At 40.7% G+C, this 19,869-nt stretch carries 18 protein-coding genes and 1 riboswitch; of the genes, 9 read left to right on the top strand and 9 right to left on the bottom strand.

Going from position 1 to position 19,869, the window contains the following annotated elements:
* Positions 1-22 precede the first annotated feature (22 nt).
* The 4 genes from HOP08_11740 to HOP08_11725 all read right to left on the bottom strand — a co-directional run bounded on the left by HOP08_11740 (position 23) and on the right by HOP08_11725 (position 6,009).
* Positions 23-2,368, bottom strand: coding sequence for a TonB-dependent receptor (locus tag HOP08_11740; protein ID NOT75594.1), 2,346 nt, complete (start codon positions 2,366-2,368; stop codon positions 23-25).
* 49 nt (positions 2,369-2,417) lie between these two features.
* Positions 2,418-2,511: riboswitch (TPP riboswitch) on the bottom strand.
* A gap of 33 nt (positions 2,512-2,544) precedes the next feature.
* Positions 2,545-3,135 (bottom strand): RNAase, encoded by a 591-nt coding sequence (locus HOP08_11735; GenBank protein ID NOT75593.1) that lies wholly within the window; start codon positions 3,133-3,135, stop codon positions 2,545-2,547.
* A 19-nt stretch (positions 3,136-3,154) separates the two neighbouring features.
* The gene (locus HOP08_11730) at positions 3,155-4,699 is read right to left on the bottom strand and encodes a glycine--tRNA ligase (protein NOT75592.1); all 1,545 of its coding nucleotides are present in this window, start codon (positions 4,697-4,699) and stop codon (positions 3,155-3,157) included.
* 44 nt (positions 4,700-4,743) lie between these two features.
* Complete coding sequence (locus HOP08_11725) at positions 4,744-6,009, bottom strand: HAMP domain-containing histidine kinase (protein NOT75591.1); 1,266 nt, start codon at positions 6,007-6,009, stop codon at positions 4,744-4,746.
* 121 nt (positions 6,010-6,130) lie between these two features.
* Between HOP08_11725 and HOP08_11720 the strand changes: the two genes are divergently transcribed.
* The 7 genes from HOP08_11720 (at position 6,131) to HOP08_11690 (ending at position 11,634) form a co-directional block, all read left to right on the top strand.
* Complete coding sequence (locus HOP08_11720) at positions 6,131-6,979, top strand: universal stress protein (protein NOT75590.1); 849 nt, start codon at positions 6,131-6,133, stop codon at positions 6,977-6,979.
* Positions 6,972-8,231 (top strand): cation:proton antiporter, encoded by a 1,260-nt coding sequence (locus HOP08_11715; protein ID NOT75589.1) that lies wholly within the window; start codon positions 6,972-6,974, stop codon positions 8,229-8,231. The genes HOP08_11720 and HOP08_11715 overlap by 8 nt, the downstream gene beginning before the upstream one ends.
* Before the next feature lie 10 nt (positions 8,232-8,241).
* Positions 8,242-8,670: a GNAT family N-acetyltransferase gene (locus tag HOP08_11710; protein NOT75588.1), complete on the top strand. Its 429-nt coding sequence runs from the start codon at positions 8,242-8,244 to the stop codon at positions 8,668-8,670.
* Between the two features lie 111 nt (positions 8,671-8,781).
* Positions 8,782-9,519 carry a hypothetical protein gene (locus HOP08_11705; protein NOT75587.1) on the top strand — a complete coding sequence of 246 codons (738 nt, stop codon included), beginning with the start codon at positions 8,782-8,784 and terminating at the stop codon, positions 9,517-9,519.
* Between the two features lie 2 nt (positions 9,520-9,521).
* On the top strand, positions 9,522-9,860 hold the full coding sequence (locus tag HOP08_11700; GenBank protein NOT75586.1) for a DUF4288 domain-containing protein: 339 nt from the start codon (positions 9,522-9,524) through the stop codon (positions 9,858-9,860).
* Positions 9,861-9,862: 2 nt separating this feature from the next.
* On the top strand, positions 9,863-10,903 hold the full coding sequence (locus tag HOP08_11695; protein ID NOT75585.1) for a histidine kinase: 1,041 nt from the start codon (positions 9,863-9,865) through the stop codon (positions 10,901-10,903).
* Positions 10,900-11,634, top strand: a complete 735-nt coding sequence (locus HOP08_11690) for a response regulator (GenBank protein ID NOT75584.1) — start codon at positions 10,900-10,902, stop codon at positions 11,632-11,634. The genes HOP08_11695 and HOP08_11690 overlap by 4 nt, the downstream gene beginning before the upstream one ends.
* Positions 11,635-11,654: 20 nt before the next feature.
* On the opposite strand, the gene HOP08_11685 is transcribed toward HOP08_11690, so the two are convergent.
* Together HOP08_11685 and murF are read right to left on the bottom strand one after the other, a co-directional pair.
* Complete coding sequence (locus HOP08_11685; protein NOT75583.1) at positions 11,655-12,314, bottom strand: DUF2461 domain-containing protein; 660 nt, start codon at positions 12,312-12,314, stop codon at positions 11,655-11,657.
* Between the two features lie 30 nt (positions 12,315-12,344).
* The gene (gene murF, locus HOP08_11680) at positions 12,345-13,628 is read right to left on the bottom strand and encodes a UDP-N-acetylmuramoyl-tripeptide--D-alanyl-D-alanine ligase (protein NOT75582.1); all 1,284 of its coding nucleotides are present in this window, start codon (positions 13,626-13,628) and stop codon (positions 12,345-12,347) included.
* Between the two features lie 67 nt (positions 13,629-13,695).
* On the opposite strand from murF, the gene HOP08_11675 reads away from it, so the two are divergent.
* Complete coding sequence (locus HOP08_11675; GenBank protein ID NOT75581.1) at positions 13,696-15,879, top strand: T9SS type A sorting domain-containing protein; 2,184 nt, start codon at positions 13,696-13,698, stop codon at positions 15,877-15,879.
* A gap of 12 nt (positions 15,880-15,891) precedes the next feature.
* Positions 15,892-16,554: an HAD family phosphatase gene (locus HOP08_11670; GenBank protein NOT75580.1), complete on the top strand. Its 663-nt coding sequence runs from the start codon at positions 15,892-15,894 to the stop codon at positions 16,552-16,554.
* A 27-nt stretch (positions 16,555-16,581) separates the two neighbouring features.
* Here HOP08_11670 and HOP08_11665 read toward each other — a convergent pair whose 3' ends face one another.
* The 3 genes from HOP08_11665 to HOP08_11655 form a co-directional block, all read right to left on the bottom strand.
* Positions 16,582-18,501 (bottom strand): OmpA family protein, encoded by a 1,920-nt coding sequence (locus HOP08_11665; GenBank protein NOT75579.1) that lies wholly within the window; start codon positions 18,499-18,501, stop codon positions 16,582-16,584.
* 69 nt (positions 18,502-18,570) lie between these two features.
* Positions 18,571-19,206, bottom strand: coding sequence for a response regulator transcription factor (locus HOP08_11660; protein ID NOT75578.1), 636 nt, complete (start codon positions 19,204-19,206; stop codon positions 18,571-18,573).
* A 41-nt stretch (positions 19,207-19,247) separates the two neighbouring features.
* Complete coding sequence (locus HOP08_11655; GenBank protein NOT75577.1) at positions 19,248-19,784, bottom strand: hypothetical protein; 537 nt, start codon at positions 19,782-19,784, stop codon at positions 19,248-19,250.
* Positions 19,785-19,869 lie beyond the last annotated feature (85 nt).

Raw genomic sequence — 19,869 nt, 5'->3', positions numbered from 1 at the left:
ATCACCCGTCAGTTTCTCAGTTTCAGAATTTCATTGTTATCATAACCATAAAGTTCCTTCCTGCCTGTGGATAGTAGTACGCAGTGCTTCCATAAGCTGCCCCATTAGAGGAATACTTAACATCAAAAAGATTATTGGCCAGAAAACTTAATCCAATTTCCTTCATTCCTTTCGGAAAGATCTGATATGCTAATCGAAGATCATTTATAAAATAATCTGCCAGCTTTAGGTTTTCATTTTCATTATTATCCAGGTATTGCTTGCCGACATATTTTGACAGCAAGGTGGTCTGAAAATTCCGCAAAGGAGACCAGGTCAGTTGACTTCCTGCGATTACACCAGGTGAAAGAATAATAGATGTATTTCTTACCATTAATGCATCATCCACATAATCTTTATTCTTGCTTATACTAAAGGTGGTGTTTAAATTCCAGGAGAATCGATCTGAGAACTTTATCATACCCGACAGTTCAATTCCTGTGCGATAGCTTTTCCCAACATTAGCACGAATCGGTGTTCCGGTATTATCAAGGGCTCCTGTCAAAACCAGTTGATCCGTGTAATTCATCAAGTAATAATTCGCCTCAAACCCATAATCAGAAGTTGTTCTTCGCCATCCTATCTCGAGATTTTCAAGATGCTCAGACCGTGGCTTTACTTCACCATCAATATAATCTGAGCGGTTTGGTTCACGATTCGAGACAGCGTAAGAGCCATAGAGAACACTCTTTTCTGAAAGCGTATAGCTCAATCCGAACTTAGGATTGAAAAAATTGAAGCTTTCATTAACATCATATGGACTTTGGTCATCGCGAATACCGGCAGTCTGATAGTCGACACGGCGATACTGAAGATCAACAAATGTGTTAAGTTCCTTTGTCAGATTATAATTCCATTTAACATACGTATTGAAATCATTCTTTTGAGACTGACCTTGATAATAATTGTATCGAACAGGAATTACTCCGGCATATTCTGACCATACGATCTCTCCAAAATGCCTGGCGTGAGCATATTGATTGTAAGCTCCACCTACAACAATAGTATTCCTATCCTTAGAATAATTAAACGAATATGTCGCTCCATAGAATTTATTATCAAGCCACTTGCGCACTATTACATCGCTGCTGGTGAGCGTTGTGTCCTTCAGAAGTATATCAGGCAAACCCATACCAGCAAAGCTTTCGCCCTGATTGTATTGTTCGTAAAAACCCCGGCCGTATGTGTAGTGCATCGCAACATTGGCATTCCAATACTGACCGAGCTGATGTGAAATATGCAATTGATAATTGTCCTGCTTATAGTCATCTACCTGATTGTCATAGTAGCGGGAGATCGTCCCATCTGCGGCATAGATCGCTCCGGCATAATTCATGGTTCGATTTGTGGCCAGGGTTTCTTCATCGACACCGTACCAGGATTGATACGTTTTTTCACTTCCCCCAAAGACTATTGCTTTGACAATCGTTCTCTTTCCATAAAAACCTCCGCTGAGATAGTATGATCCGAGGTCCGAAGATGCACGATCGACGTAACCATCAGAAGTTATTTTAGAGACCTTTCCATCAAATGCCCATCGATCATTTATCAATCCTGTACCCGCACGGAAGGTATAACGCTGAGTATTGAAAGATCCAAAGGCTGTTATGAAGTCTGTGTAAGGATCTGCTTTTAGTGAATTCGTTTGAACATTGACACTTGCACCAAATGCACTTGCACCATTGGTTGATGTCCCTACTCCTCTTTGAATTTGAACGCTTTGGGTGGATGAAGCAATATCAGGCACATCAACCCAATAGGTTTGTTGCGACTCACTGTCATTGTAGGGAATTCCATTGATGGTCACATTCACACGGGTAGCATCACTTCCGCGAATCCGGATGCCCGTATACCCAACACCGCCTCCTGCGTCGGAAGTAGTGACTACGGATGGAGTCCAGTTAAGAATGATCGGAAGATCCTGACCAAAATTCTGTTTCTGGATGGATTGTGCATTGATGTTCGTGAATGTTGTCGGTGTTTTCTCATTTGCGCGGGTAGCCGTGACAATAACCTCATCTGTCAGCACGGAAGATTCTTCCAGAGTAATATCAAGATCGATACTCTTTTGAAGATCAAAGTTTTGCGATTTTTCTTCATAGCCAAGAAATCGGACTCTTAAAACATGATTTCCGGGAGCAATGTTGACAAGACTGAATGCTCCAAATTCATCTGTAATAGTGAATACAGCATTCCCATCGAGTTGGATGGTTGCACCGATAAGAAGAACATTGTCCTTTGCACCACGGACCTTTCCATTGATGTTGAGCTGTGCATGGGCGTCTAACGCCAGCACGAGCAGCAACGCTGCCATAAAAGATTTTAACATTTTAAAAATTTGGTTTAAACCTGCTACGCATCGGGGAATGCGCACGCGTACGTTTAACCTTGCCTCCCTTCGTCCGCATTACCGGCATCAGGTTCTATGGGTATAATCTCAGCCCGTTGTTATTGGCACCCCTTAAGCGTGTAAAATTAATAAAAAGATTGACTTGTAAAATTTTACTATTCCTTCAACACCAGATCAATGCACATTACGGCGGATAAAATAAGTTTCCTCAAAGCATGATCGGCTGGCACTTCAGAACTTATCTGAAGGATATAATTGTCTGCCGTGGTGAATAACTCCTTTCCCAATCCGCTCCATTTTTTTGTAACCGTTGCAAATTCTTTTCCATCATTAGCAACGAATTTAAAATCCCAGCTTGTCCATTTTCCTTTCAGCATGCAAAGTGACGTACCATTAGCATCAAGTACTTCAAACTTCCCGCCAATTGAAAGAAACTTTTGTTTGAACCTGCCGATTAGCATTTCATTTTCGTCAAGGACATCTACTTCAGACAGAAAAAGTGAGATCCCGCGGCGAACTGTAAGAATTTTCTGACCTCCGGGAGTCTTGATCACCATATTGAATGGCGTCGCTCTTTTCAAATCTGTAAATCGAAATATCTTGGTGAAGATACCCAGGTTCTCTTCCCTGCATTCCATTACAATCTCTTTGGATTCCGGATCCAGAACATCAAAACTATTAGAAGCCTTGAAGACCTTGACATGCTCTTTAACAAAGAAAATATTCTTATTTAGAGGCTGATTCATGATGCTGAAATTTTAAAATTTAAATCGACCTTAATAGATTATTAATTGAGCATTCTTTTTCAATGACAGTTTTAATCTCTGTTATTTTGATGCGATCCTGTTTCATCGTATCGCGATGGCGTATTGTAACAGTATCATCCTGCAGTGTCTGATGATCGATCGTTATGCAGAAAGGAGTACCAATAGCATCCATTCTCCGATAACGCTTTCCAATAGTATCCTTGTCCTCGTAGTAGCAACGGAAGTCAAACTTAAGATCGTTCATGATCGCTTCAGCTTTTTCCGGAAGGCCATCCTTCTTCATTAATGGAAGAATCGCGACCTTATTGGGTGCAAGAGCCGCAGGAATTCTAAGAACCGTACGCTCACTTCCATCCTCCAGTTTTTCTTCAACATAAGAACTGGCAAGAATAGACAGGAACATTCTGTCAAGACCGACAGAAGTTTCCACAACGAATGGAATAAAGTTCTGATTATCTTCTGAATCAAAGTATTGCATTTTCTTTCCGGAAAACTCCTCATGACGTTTCAAATCATGATTGGTACGGGAATGAATGCCCTCAAGCTCTTTGAATCCCATTGGAAAGTTAAATTGAATATCGGTTGCCGCATTTGCATAAAAGGCAAGATTGGCATGATCATGAAAGCGATAATTTTCCTTACCAAAGCCTAAAGCCTGATGCCACTTCATTCTTTTTTCCTTCCAGAATTCATACCATTTCATTTCCTCACCTGGCTTCACAAAGAATTGCATTTCCATTTGCTCGAATTCACGCATGCGGAAAATGAACTGTCGTGCAACAATTTCATTCCGAAAGGCTTTTCCAATCTGGGCAATCCCAAAAGGAATTTTCATCCGACCGGTCTTCTGCACATTTAAAAAATTAACAAAAATACCCTGAGCAGTTTCAGGTCTTAAAAAAATAGTATTTGCTTCTTCTGCAACAGATCCCATTTCTGTTGAGAACATCAGATTAAACTGGCGTACATCCGTCCAGTTTTTTGTTCCGGAGACAGGATCGGCGACTTCAAGATCAATTACCAATTGTCTCATAGCCTCCATGTTGTTGTCATTCATGGCGTTTTTGAGACGCTCATTGGCCTCATCCGCCTTTTTCTGATACTCCATCACCCGTGGGTTAGTGGCGATGAACATTGCTTTATCAAACGAATCTCCAAATCTTTTAAAGGCCTTTTCAACTTCCTTGTCGATCTTCTCTTCGATTTTACTAATGGCATCCTCCACCAGCACATCAGCCCGGTATCTTTTTTTAGAATCCCTGTTGTCGATCATAGGATCATTAAAAGCATCCACGTGACCGGAAGCTTTCCAAATCGTTGGATGCATGAAGATTGCTGAATCCAGTCCAACAATATTTTCGTGAAGGCTTGTCATAAACCTCCACCAGTATTCCTTGATGTTGTTTTTTAACTCAACACCATTCTGACCATAGTCATAGATGCCACCTAAGCCGTCATAGATTTCACTGGAAGGAAATACAAACCCATACTCCTTAGCATGGGACACTACTTTTTTAAGAATATTATCGTCTGGTTGCGCCATAAGCCGCAAAGATACTTTCAAATTTCAGATGGGAAACAGGGGCCTTAATTTCTTTGGACAGGAAGGGCGAGTGTGAATTTTGTCCCCTCTCCCAGCACCGACTGAAGAGAGATGGTACCACCGAGTTTTTCAACCGTCTCTTTTACAATATAAAGGCCCAGGCCACTACCCTTTGAACTTTCAGATGCTCTGTAAAACATATCAAACACTTTCGGCTGATGAACAGGATCTATTCCAATGCCATTATCTTCAAAGTGCAACGACAATTGTTCATTTGCCTGATGACTTGTAATTTTAATATAGCATACATCATTTCTCTCCTTACGATACCTGATCGCATTTGATATTAAATTATAAAGAACGATCTGAAGGCGGGTCTTATCCACTAAAATCACCTCAGATATCTGTGTGTGGTCCTGTAAGGCCATGGTCTCAGCGCCACTGATAAATTTAAGTGACTCAAAAGTTTCGAAAATAAGGTCTTTAAGATTAACTGGTTCGAGTCTGACTTCAGAACGGGCATTGCGTGAGAAGTCAATGATATCGCGAATAAATATTTCCAGCTTTGCAATCCTGCCCTTCATCAAATCGAGGTATTCCATTGTTTCTTTTCTATCATTCGACTTTTCAGTCAAATGAATTAATCCGGAAAGCGAGCTGAGTGGAGCTCTCAGGTCATGAGAAACGCTATAGACAAACCGATCCAGTTCCTTGTTAGCTTTAACCAATTGCTGGTTTTGCTCCAGAATTGTTCTTTCATTTTCTACAAGGTTTTTTTCTACCTGATAGTTAAGCTTTGAGAATAGCAAAAAAGAATAAATACAAACAGCGCCATTAATGGTTGCATTGATTACAAAAAAGATCTTGGCATTTTCCAACGAAAAATTTCTGTGTTCAATGACTGAATAGTCTGTTAGGTAAACAAGAATATTAAGTAGGATCGAAAGAGATGCAAAGAATAATGACTTGGGCCAGTTCTGAAAATCATAAATGGTAAGAGCAACCGCTCCGGCTGCAAAGAAATAAAGATGAATTCCAGTATCGTAGGGCTCACTTGAGGCCACCACGTAGATCATTGCGTTGAATGCAATCAGACTAATTGCCTTTGCTGAAGCAGGCTTGCCAACACGATTCAGAAAAAGTGTTATCAACGAAAAGGAGAAGAAGCTGAAATAAATAAATGGCTGAGCATGGATCTCAAGCCACCAGTCCAGGAAAAAGTAAATAGTGGTGAGGAAAAAAATAAGGATGGAAAGCCTGTTGATCAGTACTTTTCTTTTCTGCTCTGATTCGCTTTTACTGTCGTACATTAAAAATAATTACCAGAGTAAAATCTTCTGATCTTTAAAAGTAGACGGAATTTGAACTTTTACAAGGGTGTTTTATCGAATTTAATTTATTTTAAAGGTCTGCTCTCCTTATTTTAACGGCATGATCCAAACCATTGGGCTTGCTGTCGCATTTTCACCTACCGCAGAGCGCATGCTCGCTGAAGCTGCAAATATTGCCCGGCATTTCAATGCAAGATTGGTTTTGATTCACATCGGAGAACATGGTCAGAAGGAAGACGTTCTCATGCAAGGACTGCTTGAGAGCAGGAAACTTTCAAAAGATGATGTGACCATCCGATGGGAAAAGGGTGATCCCGCCCGCACTATTCTTAAAGCCTGTGATCGGGAGAAGGTTGATCTTTTGATTGCCGGCGCGTTAAAAAAAGAGAATTTATTTCAGTACTACCTCGGTACCATTGCCAGACATATCATGCGTCGCTCAAAATGCTCTGTGCTTTTGTTAACACAGCCTTCATTGGAGCCAGAAGGGTTTAAAAATGTTGTCGTGGATGCCGATGAACGTCCGCGTGTGGAGGATTCACTTTCATTAGCATGCAAGATTGGCAAAAATGGTTCATGGATTCATGTGGTGAGGGAGTTAAAGATGTTTGGATTGGCAATGTCGGCCGCAGATCAAAGCTCAGAGGACGAATATGAAAAGATCCGGCAAGGATTGATTAAAGATGAAGTAGAGAAAGTTGAAAAGCTTCTTCAGAAAATCCCTCATGATAATTTCAAGATTAATATTAAGATCATCACGGGTAAATCTGGTTTTGAGCTTGCTCAATTTGCAAAAAGAAAGCAGGCTGATCTTTTGGTAGTCGGAGCTCCACCCCGAAGATTCAAATTTCTTGATCGTGTATTTACTCATGATCTGGAGTATGTTTTTGCCGATCTTCCTTGTAGTCTTCTGATCGTACAACCAGGGAAGGGGGACGGCCGTGGCTAAACTCTCCCATTCAGAATTAATTCATCTAATGATCCAGCTAAGCGTGATGCTTGCTTTTGGAAGGGTCATGGCTGAAGTCGCAAGAAAATTTAAACAACCTGCCGTCGTTGGTGAGCTCATTGCCGGATTGATACTGGGCCCAACGATACTGGGAACATTCTCTCCGGATTCTTTCGATATGCTTTTTCCGAAAACCGGCGCTTCTGCAATTGTGCTGGATGGCTTCACCAAAGTAGCCGTTGTCATGCTTCTATTCATTGCTGGCCTTGAAGTAGATCTTCGAATAGTTTTTCAGCAAGGAAAGCAGGCCTTGTTCTCCAGCTTCTTTGGATTGATCATTCCTTTTCTTCTTGGGTTTATTATTCCTTACGCTTTCCCGGCGTTTTTTGGAAACAATGGGGACGTCGATACTTTGTTGTTTGCGTTGTTCATGGGAACCGCAATGGCCATTTCTGCTTTGCCCGTGATTGTTAGGATCATGATGGATCTCAAACTTTTCAAAACAAAGATTGGAATGTTGGTGGTCGCCTCGGCAATGGTAGATGATATCATTGGCTGGATGATCTTCTCCATCGTCTTAGGTATGATAGGAAAAGGAGGAAACATTTCTGTCGGATACACCTTTCTTTTAACAGCCGGATTTGCTGCTTTTATGCTTACGATCGGCCGCGGTTTATTGAATCGCCTTTTGCCTTGGGTAAATAAAAAGCTTGCATGGCCTGGAGGATTATTGTCTCTATCATTATCTCTTTGCTTTTTGGCAGCAGCCTTTACGGAATTCATCGGTATCCATGCGGTATTCGGTGCTTTTATAATTGGGATTGCGTTGGGCGACTCAGAGCACATGAGTGAGCGAGCCAAAGAGATCGTGCATCAATTCATCAATAATATTTTCGCTCCATTATTTTTTGTTGCAATAGGCCTGAAGGTGAACTTCCTTGTCAATTTTGATGCATGGCTTACTCTTGTAATTCTTTTCATCGCTTTCGCTGGAAAAATTATTGGAAGCGGCTTGGGAACAAGGTTGGGCGGCTTCACTTGGCGTGAATCGCTGGCGGCAGGCTTTGGAATGAATGCCCGCGGTGCGATGGAAATCATCCTTGGCATCGTAGCACTTGAAAACGGACTGATCAACGAGAAGATATTTGTTTCATTGGTCATCATGGCATTGATTACGAGTATGACGAGCGGACCTTTAATGAAATGGATGTTGAAAAATCCAAAGAAGGATGATGCCCGGTTAGGAATTTAATATTCATCTTATGATCATACGACAAGCCATTGCATTCGATTCAAAGGCTATTCAATCTTTATTGGCACAATTGGGATATCCTGATCTGACGGATGAAGAAGTTGCTCTTAAGATTGTTCAACATGAAAAGCCCGGGTATTATATTCTAGTTGCAGAGGTTGATGAAAAAGTGATTGGGTTTATTTCCATGCATTGGTTTGAGTTAATGCACTGGAAAGGTCCTTTAGGACGATTTACTTCTTTCTGTATTGACGAGTCTTTTCGCTCAAAAGGTATAGGCACGAAGCTTCTGGAATCCGGTGAGAAATTTTTAACACAGAAGGGGTGCATCAAGTTGGAGGTAACCAGCAATCTGAGACGAAAAAAGACTCACGAGTTCTATCTTAGGCTGGGATACACAGAAGATTCAAGGCGGTTTGTAAAATACCCCGTTCAGTAATTCCGGATTCACCTACTGAACTCCCTGTTTCACCGACGTCTTACCAGAAATGGCCGTTTTTACATGGCTGCCGTGGCATTTCACCCGTTTCTTTGAGAAAAATTAAAACATATGGAAAAGCAAACCACCCCAAATTATCTCGATCAGGATAATAGAAACAATAAAAGCTCAAAGAGCAGTGGAAGATCAATGGGCGGACTTATTTTAGTTGCCATTGGTGTTGTCATCATGGCTGACCGGATGGATCTTGGATTACCTTATTGGGTAACAACCTGGCCAATGATTCCGATTGCCATTGGATTATACATAGGCGCAAGACAATCTTTCAGAGTAGGTGGCTGGTTAATTCCAATACTTGTTGGAGTAATTGCTCTTCTTCAGGAGGAGATATTGGATCGCGATATCAGGCATCTCATTTTCCCAACGGTGATCATCGCTATTGGATTGTATATGATCTTTCGTCCAAAAAAAACAAAATGGGGGAAAAATCATATAACTGAAGATATTAATGATGGCGATTTTCTCGACTCATCAATACTCTTTGGAGGAGCAAAGAAGAACATCATCTCTAAAAATTTTACAGGAGGAAGAATTGAAAATTTCTTTGGCGGAACTGATCTGAATATGATGCAGGCAGATTTTAAAGGTACAATCGTGATGGATTTCAATGTTGCGTTTGGTGGTGTGAAGATACTGGTGCCTCCACAATGGAATGTTAAAAATGAAATTACAGCAGTATTGGGTGGAATAGATGACAAACGTCCGTCTGTTCAGGATGCTGATCCAACCAAACTATTAATCTTAAGAGGCAGTGTAATGTTCGGTGGTGTGGATATTAAAAGCTATTAATTATGAAATGGTACGTCGCCAAAATAGTATTCAAAATTTGCAATGGTGTTCGTCCACAGTTTGACGAACACCTGCGCCTGATCGAAGCACGCGGATTTGAAGAAGCTCTGTTGAAAGCAAGGATCTTGGGCATCAAAGAAGAAGACAATTTTATTAATGATCGCCAGCAGCCTGTAAAGTGGGAGTTCGTAAATGTTGCCGAATTACTCCCACTACAGGAAATTAAAGATGGTCTTGAAGTATATTCACAAATCAAGGAGACAGAAGAAGCCAATGATTATGTTCACTATGTTCATCAAAAGGCTGCCTCTCTTCAGTTAACTCACAGTCCGGCGTTTTAATAATGGCGAAACCATCAATACCCTATTACAAGCTTGCGCTCCTTTATATGGGATGGTGGGTGGTGTTGGCAGTGGCTCAGGTTGTTATTCTTGTTCAGGCAGGCCTTGACTTGAATGCAGCATTGATTGATGCCAGTATTACTCAGATTGTATTTGCAATGGGTGGTTATGTTATTAATGCGTCTATGCATTCCTATCAACCGAGTGCACGAAATTCATGGTTCGTGCTGGCGTGGAGTATTGCACTAACAACCTTGTGCGTATTCCTTCAGCAGTGGATGTTGCAAGAGCTGATTACTGGCGGTGGATTATACACTCAGTTTCTGTCAGGCACTTTATTAATTCGGGGAATTGTGGGATGGCTGCTCATTATTCTTATTGCAATCCTTACCTGGTTTTGGGTGTATGTCGGGGATCGCAGGGAAAATGAAAAAAGACGAGATGACGCAACGAGACTTGCAAGAGAAGCGGAATTAAGCAATCTCCGCCAGCAACTTCAGCCACACTTTTTATTCAATAGCCTTAATTCCATCAGTGCATTGGCGGGAAGCCGGCCGGAAGAAGCCAGAAAGATGGTTCAGCAATTATCTGATTTTCTGAGGGGCACATTAAAAAAAGATGATCATCAAATGGTCACACTCGAAGAAGAATTAAAACATCTTCAGCTTTATCTTGACATAGAGAAGGTCAGGTTTGGTCACAGACTAAACATTGACATTAAAACAAACGAAGAGAACAGTGGACTGAAGCTTCCCGCATTATTACTACAACCGATAGTAGAGAATGCTATTAAGTTTGGATTGTATGATACCGTGGGGGAGATTACGATCTCTATCCTGGTTAAACAAGAGAACAATACATTAATGGTGGAGGTTAAGAATCCTTTCGATTCATCAACCTCTCAACCTAAACAAGGAACAGGCTTTGGTCTTTCTTCCGTTCAAAGAAGACTCTATCTTCTTTTTTACCGAAATGATTTGCTGATTACTTCACAGCAACAAAATATTTTTACAACATTGATTAAAATTCCGCAACACGCATGATCAAAACGGTCCTCATTGACGACGAACCATTAGCCAGAAGTATTGTAAGAGAATATCTTTCATCCTTTTCAGACATCGAGATTGTTCAGGAATGCAATGATGGATTTGAAGGAGTGAAAGCTATTACTCAACACAAGCCCGATCTTATTTTTCTAGACATTCAAATGCCAAAGATCAATGGCTTTGAAATGCTTGAGCTTATCGAAAATCCACCTTCAGTTATTTTTACAACTGCCTTTGACGAGTATGCCATTCAGGCATTTGAACGACATGCAATTGATTATTTATTAAAGCCCTTCAGTAAAGAACGCTTTGACAAAGCTGTTCAAAAATGGAAAGGCCAGCAGCAACACTCACAAAAAAGCACTACCGATCTTATTGAGAACACATCACAACCTGAAGAGCGGCAAAGGATTGTGGTAAAGAAGGGAATTAACATCGTTATACTTCCTATTCACACGGTTCACTACATTGAAGCTTTTGACGATTATGTCAAAGTTCATACAAAAGAAGGCTTCTTCCTGAAAAAGAAAACGATGGCACATTATGAGAAGGCGCTGGACCCAAAAACATTCGTGAGAGTACATCGCTCCTATCTCCTCAATCTTCAGGAACTTACCCGAATTGAACCACTGGAAAAAGATACACACGTTGCACTTTTAAAAAGCGGCGTGCGAATTCCATTAAGTCAAACCGGATACAGCAAATTAAAAGAGGTGCTGGGAATATAATTTCTAGCCGCTTGAATTAATCAGGCAATGGCTTCCTTTAAAAATTCATTCATAGGTTTTAACGCCTTTGCTGCTTCGGCCAGTTGCTTGATGAATTTTTTATCTTTTACCTGCGAGTCGGTGAAATAGTGTGAAACAATAAAGCTTTTGTTTTTCAGCAATTCAATTCTTGGGTGATCCTTTGCATAGCCTTTTGGCATGGTCTTCAGTTTATCAATATCATCCATGCCCTTATACCACTTCTTGAGTTTTTTATCTTTTAATATCTTATCAAGCTTATCTCCATTATAGTCAATCTCCTGACGAATTTTTGCAAGATTTGAAGCATCCGGCATATAGATTCCCCCGGCGAAAAAACTTCCGCCCGGTTGAATGTGAAGATAATATCCTGGCTCCTGAACCAGTTTACCATTGGGAGAGAACCCTGCACCCATGTTCGTCTTGTAAGGACTCTTGTCTTTACTGAAGCGAACGTCGCGATAAATTCTGAAGGGAAGTTTTTTAGGATTGAGTGTCGCAAATTCAGGATTGAACCTGATGAGCTCATCAAGGAATTTTCCAACAAACATTTCGAAGTTGTCTTTAGCCTGAAGGTAGGTTGGCTTATTCTTTTCAAACCAAACACGATCGTTGTTTTTTGCAAGGCTTTGAAGAAACTTAAAGATGTGCGCGAAGTCCATCGTATTTTGTAATTGATTATTGGATCACACTTAAATGAATTCTACTACTTTTTCCATTGCCATGCCTCTTGATGCTTTCACCAGAATCAATGCGTCATGTATCGGATTTGATTTCAGTTCTTTAATTAATTCATCTCTTGTCGCAAAGAATTTCGCACCAGGAAATGTTGTCTGAGCTGCCTGCATCAAAGGACCGCATAAATAAGCTTCACTAATTCCTTTTTCCATTAATGTTTTCCCGATGATTTTATGTTCTGCTTCCGTTTCACCTTCGAGTTCATACATATCACCCAGAATGGCTATTTTTCGTTTAGCATCCATTGAAGCCAGATTACTGATTGCTGCTTCCATGGAGCTTGGATTTGCATTATAGGCATCCAGTAAAATCGTATTGGTTCCTTTCTTAATTACCTGAGATCTCATGTTCCCTGGAACGTATTCAGCTATCGCCAGATTTGCTTTGGATGTCTCCACTCCAAAATATTTTCCAATGCACAATGCCGCTGCGATGTTTTCAAAATTATATGCTCCAATAAGTTGAGTAGTAATTTCTTCTCCACCATCAGCCTTGATCCTGACAAACGGATCTACTCCTAAAAATTCACAATGGTAATAGTCACCTTTGGCAGGATAAAGCACAGGATCCTTAAAACGATTTGCCATATTTTGCAGAAGTGGATTCTGCGAATTAATGAATGCTATTCCATTACGTGTCAGCAAGTGTTGAATAAGTTCTGACTTACCGCGCACAATATTTTCAAAACCCCCAAACGTTCCGATGTGTGCTCTTCCAATATTAGTGATAAAGCCATGCGTTGGATTTGCGATGTCACTTAACAAAGCAATTTCCCCCAAATGATTCGCACCCATTTCTATTACGGCGATCTCATGACTTTTATCAATTGACAAAATCGTAAGTGGAACTCCGATATGATTATTGAGATTTCCTTTTGTCGCAATGACGTTGAATTTTTTGCTCAACACCGCATTCAACAATTCTTTACTGGTGGTTTTTCCATTGGATCCTGTCAATCCTATAAATGGAATCTTCAATTGAGACCTGTGATACCGGGCAAGATTTTGCAGAGCTGTCAGGCTATCGTCTACCAATATGTATCGCTTATCGACAGCAAATCTTTTTTCATCAACCACGGCATAGCTGGCTCCTTTTGCCAGGGCTTCCTGAGCAAACTCATTTGCGTTGAATGCCGGCCCTTTTAGTGCAAAGAATACCGAACCAGACGTGATCTGTCGGGTATCGGTAGATACTTTACCGCTTTCTAAATACTTTTGATGCAATTCGTGGATTTCCATACTATTTTCCCGCTTGAAGATAACAGTCAAAAAATATCCAGCGTTAGGTAGTTATAAATTATTTGCGGTGAAAATCCTTTTGATCTTATTATTCCCGCTTTCCTTATCGGCCCAGTTCACCTACACGATGGACCAATCCATCCCCGTTGAGATAAACGAGAAGTCGCTGCTTAATCCCTGGGCAGGCGGGTTAAATTCAGCTCAGGTTAATACTATGAATCTGAATGCTGACGGGGTGGCCGACATTGTGATTTTCGACAAAACCTCTTCACGAATATTGACGTATCTGGCAAAAGATAATTCTTATCACTACGCACCAGAATACGAAATCTATTTCCCAACCGACATCAGTACGTTTTTTGTTCTCTATGATTATAACTGTGATGGTAAAAAAGACATTTTTACTTTTGGTCAGATCGGCATCTTCGTTTACAGGAATGTGACAGAAGTTGGCAAACCTCCATCCTGGAAAAAACTTTCATTTTATACAGGACCAGGACTAAAAAGTGAAGTGTTATTAACGCAGGGCAACTCTTTAATCAATCTCCTACCTGGCACCAACGACCTTCCTCATTTTGCTGATATGGACGGTGATGGAGATATGGATGTTTTGAACATGAAATTCGTTAGTCCAAGTCAGGCAGAATATCACCGGAACTTCAGTGTTGAAAACAATCATGGCTGTGACTCACTCGAGTTGGTACGTCAGACACAAACATGGGGCGGATTTCTCGAATGCAGTTGTGGAAAAATTGCTTTTAACGGACAGACTTGCGCCGATATTGGCGGACGTGTTGAACAGACTGAGCATACAGGAGGTAAATCATTACTCACTCTTGACATGGATAATGACGGTGATCGGGAATTAATATTTTCTGAAGAAACATGTCAATCCCTTTACTATATGAGAAATGATGGTGATGTGAATAACGCTGTATTGAACAGTGCTTCGCTGTTTCCGTCCGCTCAACCTGTTGCGTTGCAGCTTTTTCCGGCAGCCTATCTTGAAGATGTGGATTTTGATGGCAAGGCTGATTTGCTATCCTCCCCGAATTTATATCTCCGTACAGATGTGAATACAAATTTTAAAAGTTCAGTTTGGCTTTATAAAAACACTGGAAGTGCAGCTCTTCCAAATTTTACTTTTGTAAAAAATAATTTCCTGCAGGATGATATGATCGATGAAGGTGATTTTTCATCTCCTGCCTTTACTGATATCGACGGAGATGGTGATCAGGATATGTTTGTTGGAAAATATGTTACTGGAGTTTTTCAAACCTCCATTTCATTTTATCAGAACATCGGTACCGCTATCGCTCCTTCATTTAAATTTATAACTGACGATTTCACGGGCATGGCCAGGTTTCTCTATTATAATATCAAACCTCAATTTGTTGATATCGACAAAAATGGAATTGTAGACCTGGCATTTGTAGGTACAAGCGCGCAAAACGGAAGGACCCGGGTTTACTATATCCTGAGCTCCAGCGCTACCGTACCGCTTTTCGGAGGTCAGAGCATTGTAAATTTTCCTCTTGTCCTAAATGCCAGTGACAACGCGACTGTTGTGGACATTGACAGGGATGGCAATGTCGATATCCTCGTAGGAACTTCTACAGGTGCCCTTCAATATTGGAGAAATTCAGGAACAAATACTTTCGCACTTATAAATGATAAGTACCTGGGTCTTGGCGAAAGCATTCTTCGTCAAAATCCTTCTGTTGCTGTTGGCGATGTTGATCACGATGGCCGTGAAGATATGATTATCGGGGATCAGGCGGGAATTCTATCTCTATATTCAGATTTCCGATCAGCAGGAAGCAATCCTGAACCCCTGAAAAATCTGATTTATGATTCTTTTTCTCAGAGCTATACTTCAAAAAATCTGGGCGGAAAAGTCAGACCTACTATAGCCAACTTATTTGGAACCGATAAACCAGAAGTGATCGTTGGTAATTCAATGGGCGGACTTCATGTTCTAAAAAATGACAATGGTCTTGCCTATGGAGAAGAGATGATCATTGGTTTTTATCCTAATCCTGTTCAACAGGAGCAAGCTCTTTTCATTATGCCTGACAGAAATGTAACAATGGAAATTTACTCTGTTCTTGGAAAGAGGATTGGGACTTCAGTGTTTATTCCTGGTAATCAAACACTCCAATATACTCTTCGTGGAATATCCGCCGGTGTCTATATTGCACGCTTTAAAGCCGGGGGTAAGTCTCTGGCAAAGCGATTTGTTGTATTGTAATCTATAAACTTCATGAGAAATTCAGTAGCTGTCATTTTTGACATGGACGGCGTTATTGTCGACACCAATCCGCATCACAAAATATCGTTACGTCAATTCTGCGAAAAGTATGGCTATCAGCTGAGTGATGAGGAGCTTCTGAAAAAAATCTATGGCCGCACAAATAAAGAATGGATCGCAAATCTCTTTGACAGACCGCTAACAGTAGCAGAATTAAGTGCTTATGGAGAAGAGAAAGAAAAGCTTTTTCGTGATATCTATGAGAAAGACATTGCGCCAGTGGCAGGTCTGGAAGATTTTTTAAAGAAACTTGAAGAAAATAATATTCCGAAAGCTATCGGTACTTCAGCGCCGAAAAGCAACGTTGATTTCATACTCGATAATCTTCACCTTAGAAAATACTTCAACACCATTCTGGATGAATCGAATGTAAATCATGGAAAACCAAATCCTGAAATTTATTTAAAGGTTGCCGCAGCTTTGCAGTTTCCCCCCGAGCGGTGTATCGTTTTTGAAGATTCACTTTCTGGAGTGGCTTCAGCCCAGGCAGCTGGATCAAAAGTTGTAGGCATTACCACTACTCATTCAAAGGAAGAATTATCGCACACTGATTATGTGATCGACAATTTCATTGGATTAGACCCAAGTGATCTTATCAAAAAGGTCTTTAAGTGAAAATAAGAATAGTCTAATGCAGGATTATTAAAATTCAAGAATTATAAACTCAGTCCTGCGATTCAACTGTCTTCCCTCCTCACTATCATTTGCAGCAATCGGACTTGATTCTCCATAACCTTTTGACTGAAGTCTGATGGCCGGAATTCCACCGTTGACAAGATATTCACGCACAGCTTTTGCCCGCTCATGCGAAAGTTTCAGGTTATAATCATGCTCCCCAACATTATCAGTATGTCCTCCGACTTCAATAATCATCGTTTGATTTGATTTCATCAGCTGAATTGCTTTTTCGAGCTCCAACCGACTTTGTAAAGTGAGTGTAGCTTTCCCTGTTTCAAAAAAGATATTGTTCAAAACAACTTTTGCACCTTTTTCAATGGGCTTTAATCCGATGTCCTTCTTTACATCCTGATAGCGCGAAGTCATCGGCACATCAAAGCGTTCGGAATGAAAAAAGAATCCTTCCTTGTTTGCAGACACACTATACGTTCTTCCAATCGGGAGAACTACCAAATACTTACCACTAATGTTATTGCTTTTGTTGACAGCTATTAATTCTCCTGTATTCAAATCCTCCACCATCACATAAGCTCCAAGTTTTTCATTGTTTTTGAGATTTGTTACAACACCTTCCACAACAACGGTGGGTTGGGGTCGCATATTTTCAGGAATATCAATCTGATAAAGATCTTCCTGCCCTTCACGATTAGAAGAGAAATATCCAATTTCACCAGAACCGCCAATTGTAAAATAATTATCATCACCCGTCGTATTTACGGGCTTACCAAGATTTACCGGAGTTGTCCATCTTCCGTTTTCAAGAACTGTTTTGAAAAGATCATATCCACCATAGCCAGGATGTCCATTGGAAGCAAAGTAGAGTGTCTTTCCATCCTGAGCCAAAAATGGAGAGTGATCACTGAAAGGTGTATTTACCATTCCACCAAGATTCATAGGGGGGCCCCATTCACCAAAAACATTTCTCTCAAGCATAAAAAGATCTTCCGCTCCGTACCCACCCTGACGACCAGAAGCAAAAATGATCCTGTTTCCATCAAAAGACATAGATGGTTGAGAATCCCAGGCATCACTGTTAACAACATTCCCAAGGTTGAAGGGTTTTGTCCATTCATTTCCTTCTAACGTGGCGATGTATAAATCACAATTTCCAATACCTCCTTCTCTTGCGCACGCTGTATAAATCATTGTCTGACCATCTGCTGAAAAACAAGCAGCGCCTTCATTGCTAATAGAGTTAAGAGGTTCCGGAAGAAGTTTGGGTTCTCCCCATTTACCATTGATTTTCTCTATGTAGTAAAGATCTTCATCTCCTTCATTGGCGTTCGGTACTTCCTGACTAATGCCTCCTAATCGCTTGGAAGTAAAATAAAGTTTTGTTCCGGTGGGATCCAGAGCGGGCATGTACTCAGGATACTTTGTATTAATTGTACCTGACAGTTTTATAGGCTCCTTCATGCTTGGCTTCATTGCCAGAAGTGCCTTTTGATCTTTGGCATACTTCATTTTGTACTGGGCATTATGACGAAATTTTATCCGCGCGCCTGTGTTTGGAAATTTGTCAAGAAATTTTGCATACATCTGTGCTGCGTCGTCAGGTTTTCCAAGGCGTTCATAGGCTAAACCGGCTTCATAATAAAACCACGCCCAATAATTAGGATTAAGGGCTTCAAGTTTCTTAAAATAAATTAGTGCCTTTTCATTCTGGTCAAGATTACGCAAGGTCAACCCGAGATGGTAAAGCGTCTCAGGATTCGTTTCATCCATTTTGTGCGCCGCTTCAAAAAAAGGAATTGCTTCTGCCAGCCTCTGTTGATCATAAAGCATCTTTCCCTGATCAAAATTTGCTTTGGCTTGTTCGCTTTTGGTTTGGGCCGAACTGATTAGAAAAGCAAAAATTAAGACGATTGCTATCAAAAATCTCATACACATACTTTTATGGAATTCGAAATTCAGGCCCGTGGATGCCGGGTTTTTTGTAAAGATGCGAATTTATTAAATCAGGTTATTGGCGAAAGCGAATTTGATAAGACCCACCAGAGAAGTGGTATTCGTCTTTCGAAAGATATTCTTGCGGTGTGTTTCAACCGTGCGTTCACTGATAAAAAGTTTTTCTGCGATCTGTTTGTTGGAGCACTCTTTGGCAATCAGGCGAAGAATGTCTCGCTCACGATCGGTTAATAAAGAATTTTCTTCAGCAGGATTATTTAAATCATGCATCAGAAGCTTGGTGATCTCAGGACTTACGTATGGCATTCCCATCATCACTTGCTTAAGGGCATTCTTCAATTCAAACTGCTGGATGTTCTTCAGCAAATAACCATCTACACCTTCTTTCAAAATATTTTTTACAAGATGAGCTTCATCATGCATGCTGAGGGCTACTACTTTTGTTTTAGGATAATCTCTTTTGATGGCGCGCGCCAGCTCAAGACCAGAGATACCTGGAAGACTATAATCTGTCAATAAAATGTCGGGCTGTTCCTGCTTAAAGAATTCAAGCACCTCTTCACCTGAACCCAATGCCGCCAGTATGATAAAGTCAGCATCGCTTTCGAGAAGCGAGACCAGTCCATCAAGCACAATTCTGTGATCATCTACCAGAACGACCTTTACCCTTTTTCCCTTCATAAAGGTTAAAAGTAGACGGTCGATGTGGTTATCTGCAAGTATCAAGGAAGGAATTGAATGGGCACTTCGGTAGGTTGGTACGTTTTAGGCAGATTACGGGCATTTAATGTTATAATAATCGCTGCTGCAACACCGCTCAGGACAGATCCTTGTATATAGGGATTAAAAAGGCTGATGCTCCAATAATTCGCTAAAAGCGAACCGAGAAAAAAGAAAATCGTTGAAATTCCAATCAGTTGCCAGATTTTTTCACTGTTTCCTCCACATGAGAATACAGACTTGCTCTTATCTTTTAAATGGTGGTGTAGAACTCTGACTAATAATGAATATTCTCTTGACTGATCTACAAGCTTGCCGGATTTGTCAAAACACTGATTGGAAATTATGATAGGACGATGCCCATCCGGATACAGATGCATTCTGTAAACCTTTCCAGAAAGTTTATTGATGCGGAGAGAGAGAATATTCGCGTAAGCAATGACCTCTTCCGTTTCTCCTTTGCGGAAGATGAGGCTATAGTCCCCAAGAACGAGAGCCATCTGCTCATCCTTTGGCGAGTTTTTGCAGGAGTATTCCACAATTTTTTTCCTGAAAGATGGATGACTTTCAATGGGAAGGAAATACCAAAGAGTGGGTATTTTGACATCCGTACTGGCACGGATA

The sequence above is a fragment of the Cyclobacteriaceae bacterium genome, from assembly GCA_013141055.1.
Classification (GTDB): Bacteria; Bacteroidota; Bacteroidia; order Cytophagales; family Cyclobacteriaceae; genus ELB16-189.
This window is presented reverse-complemented; position numbering and strand designations above follow the sequence as displayed.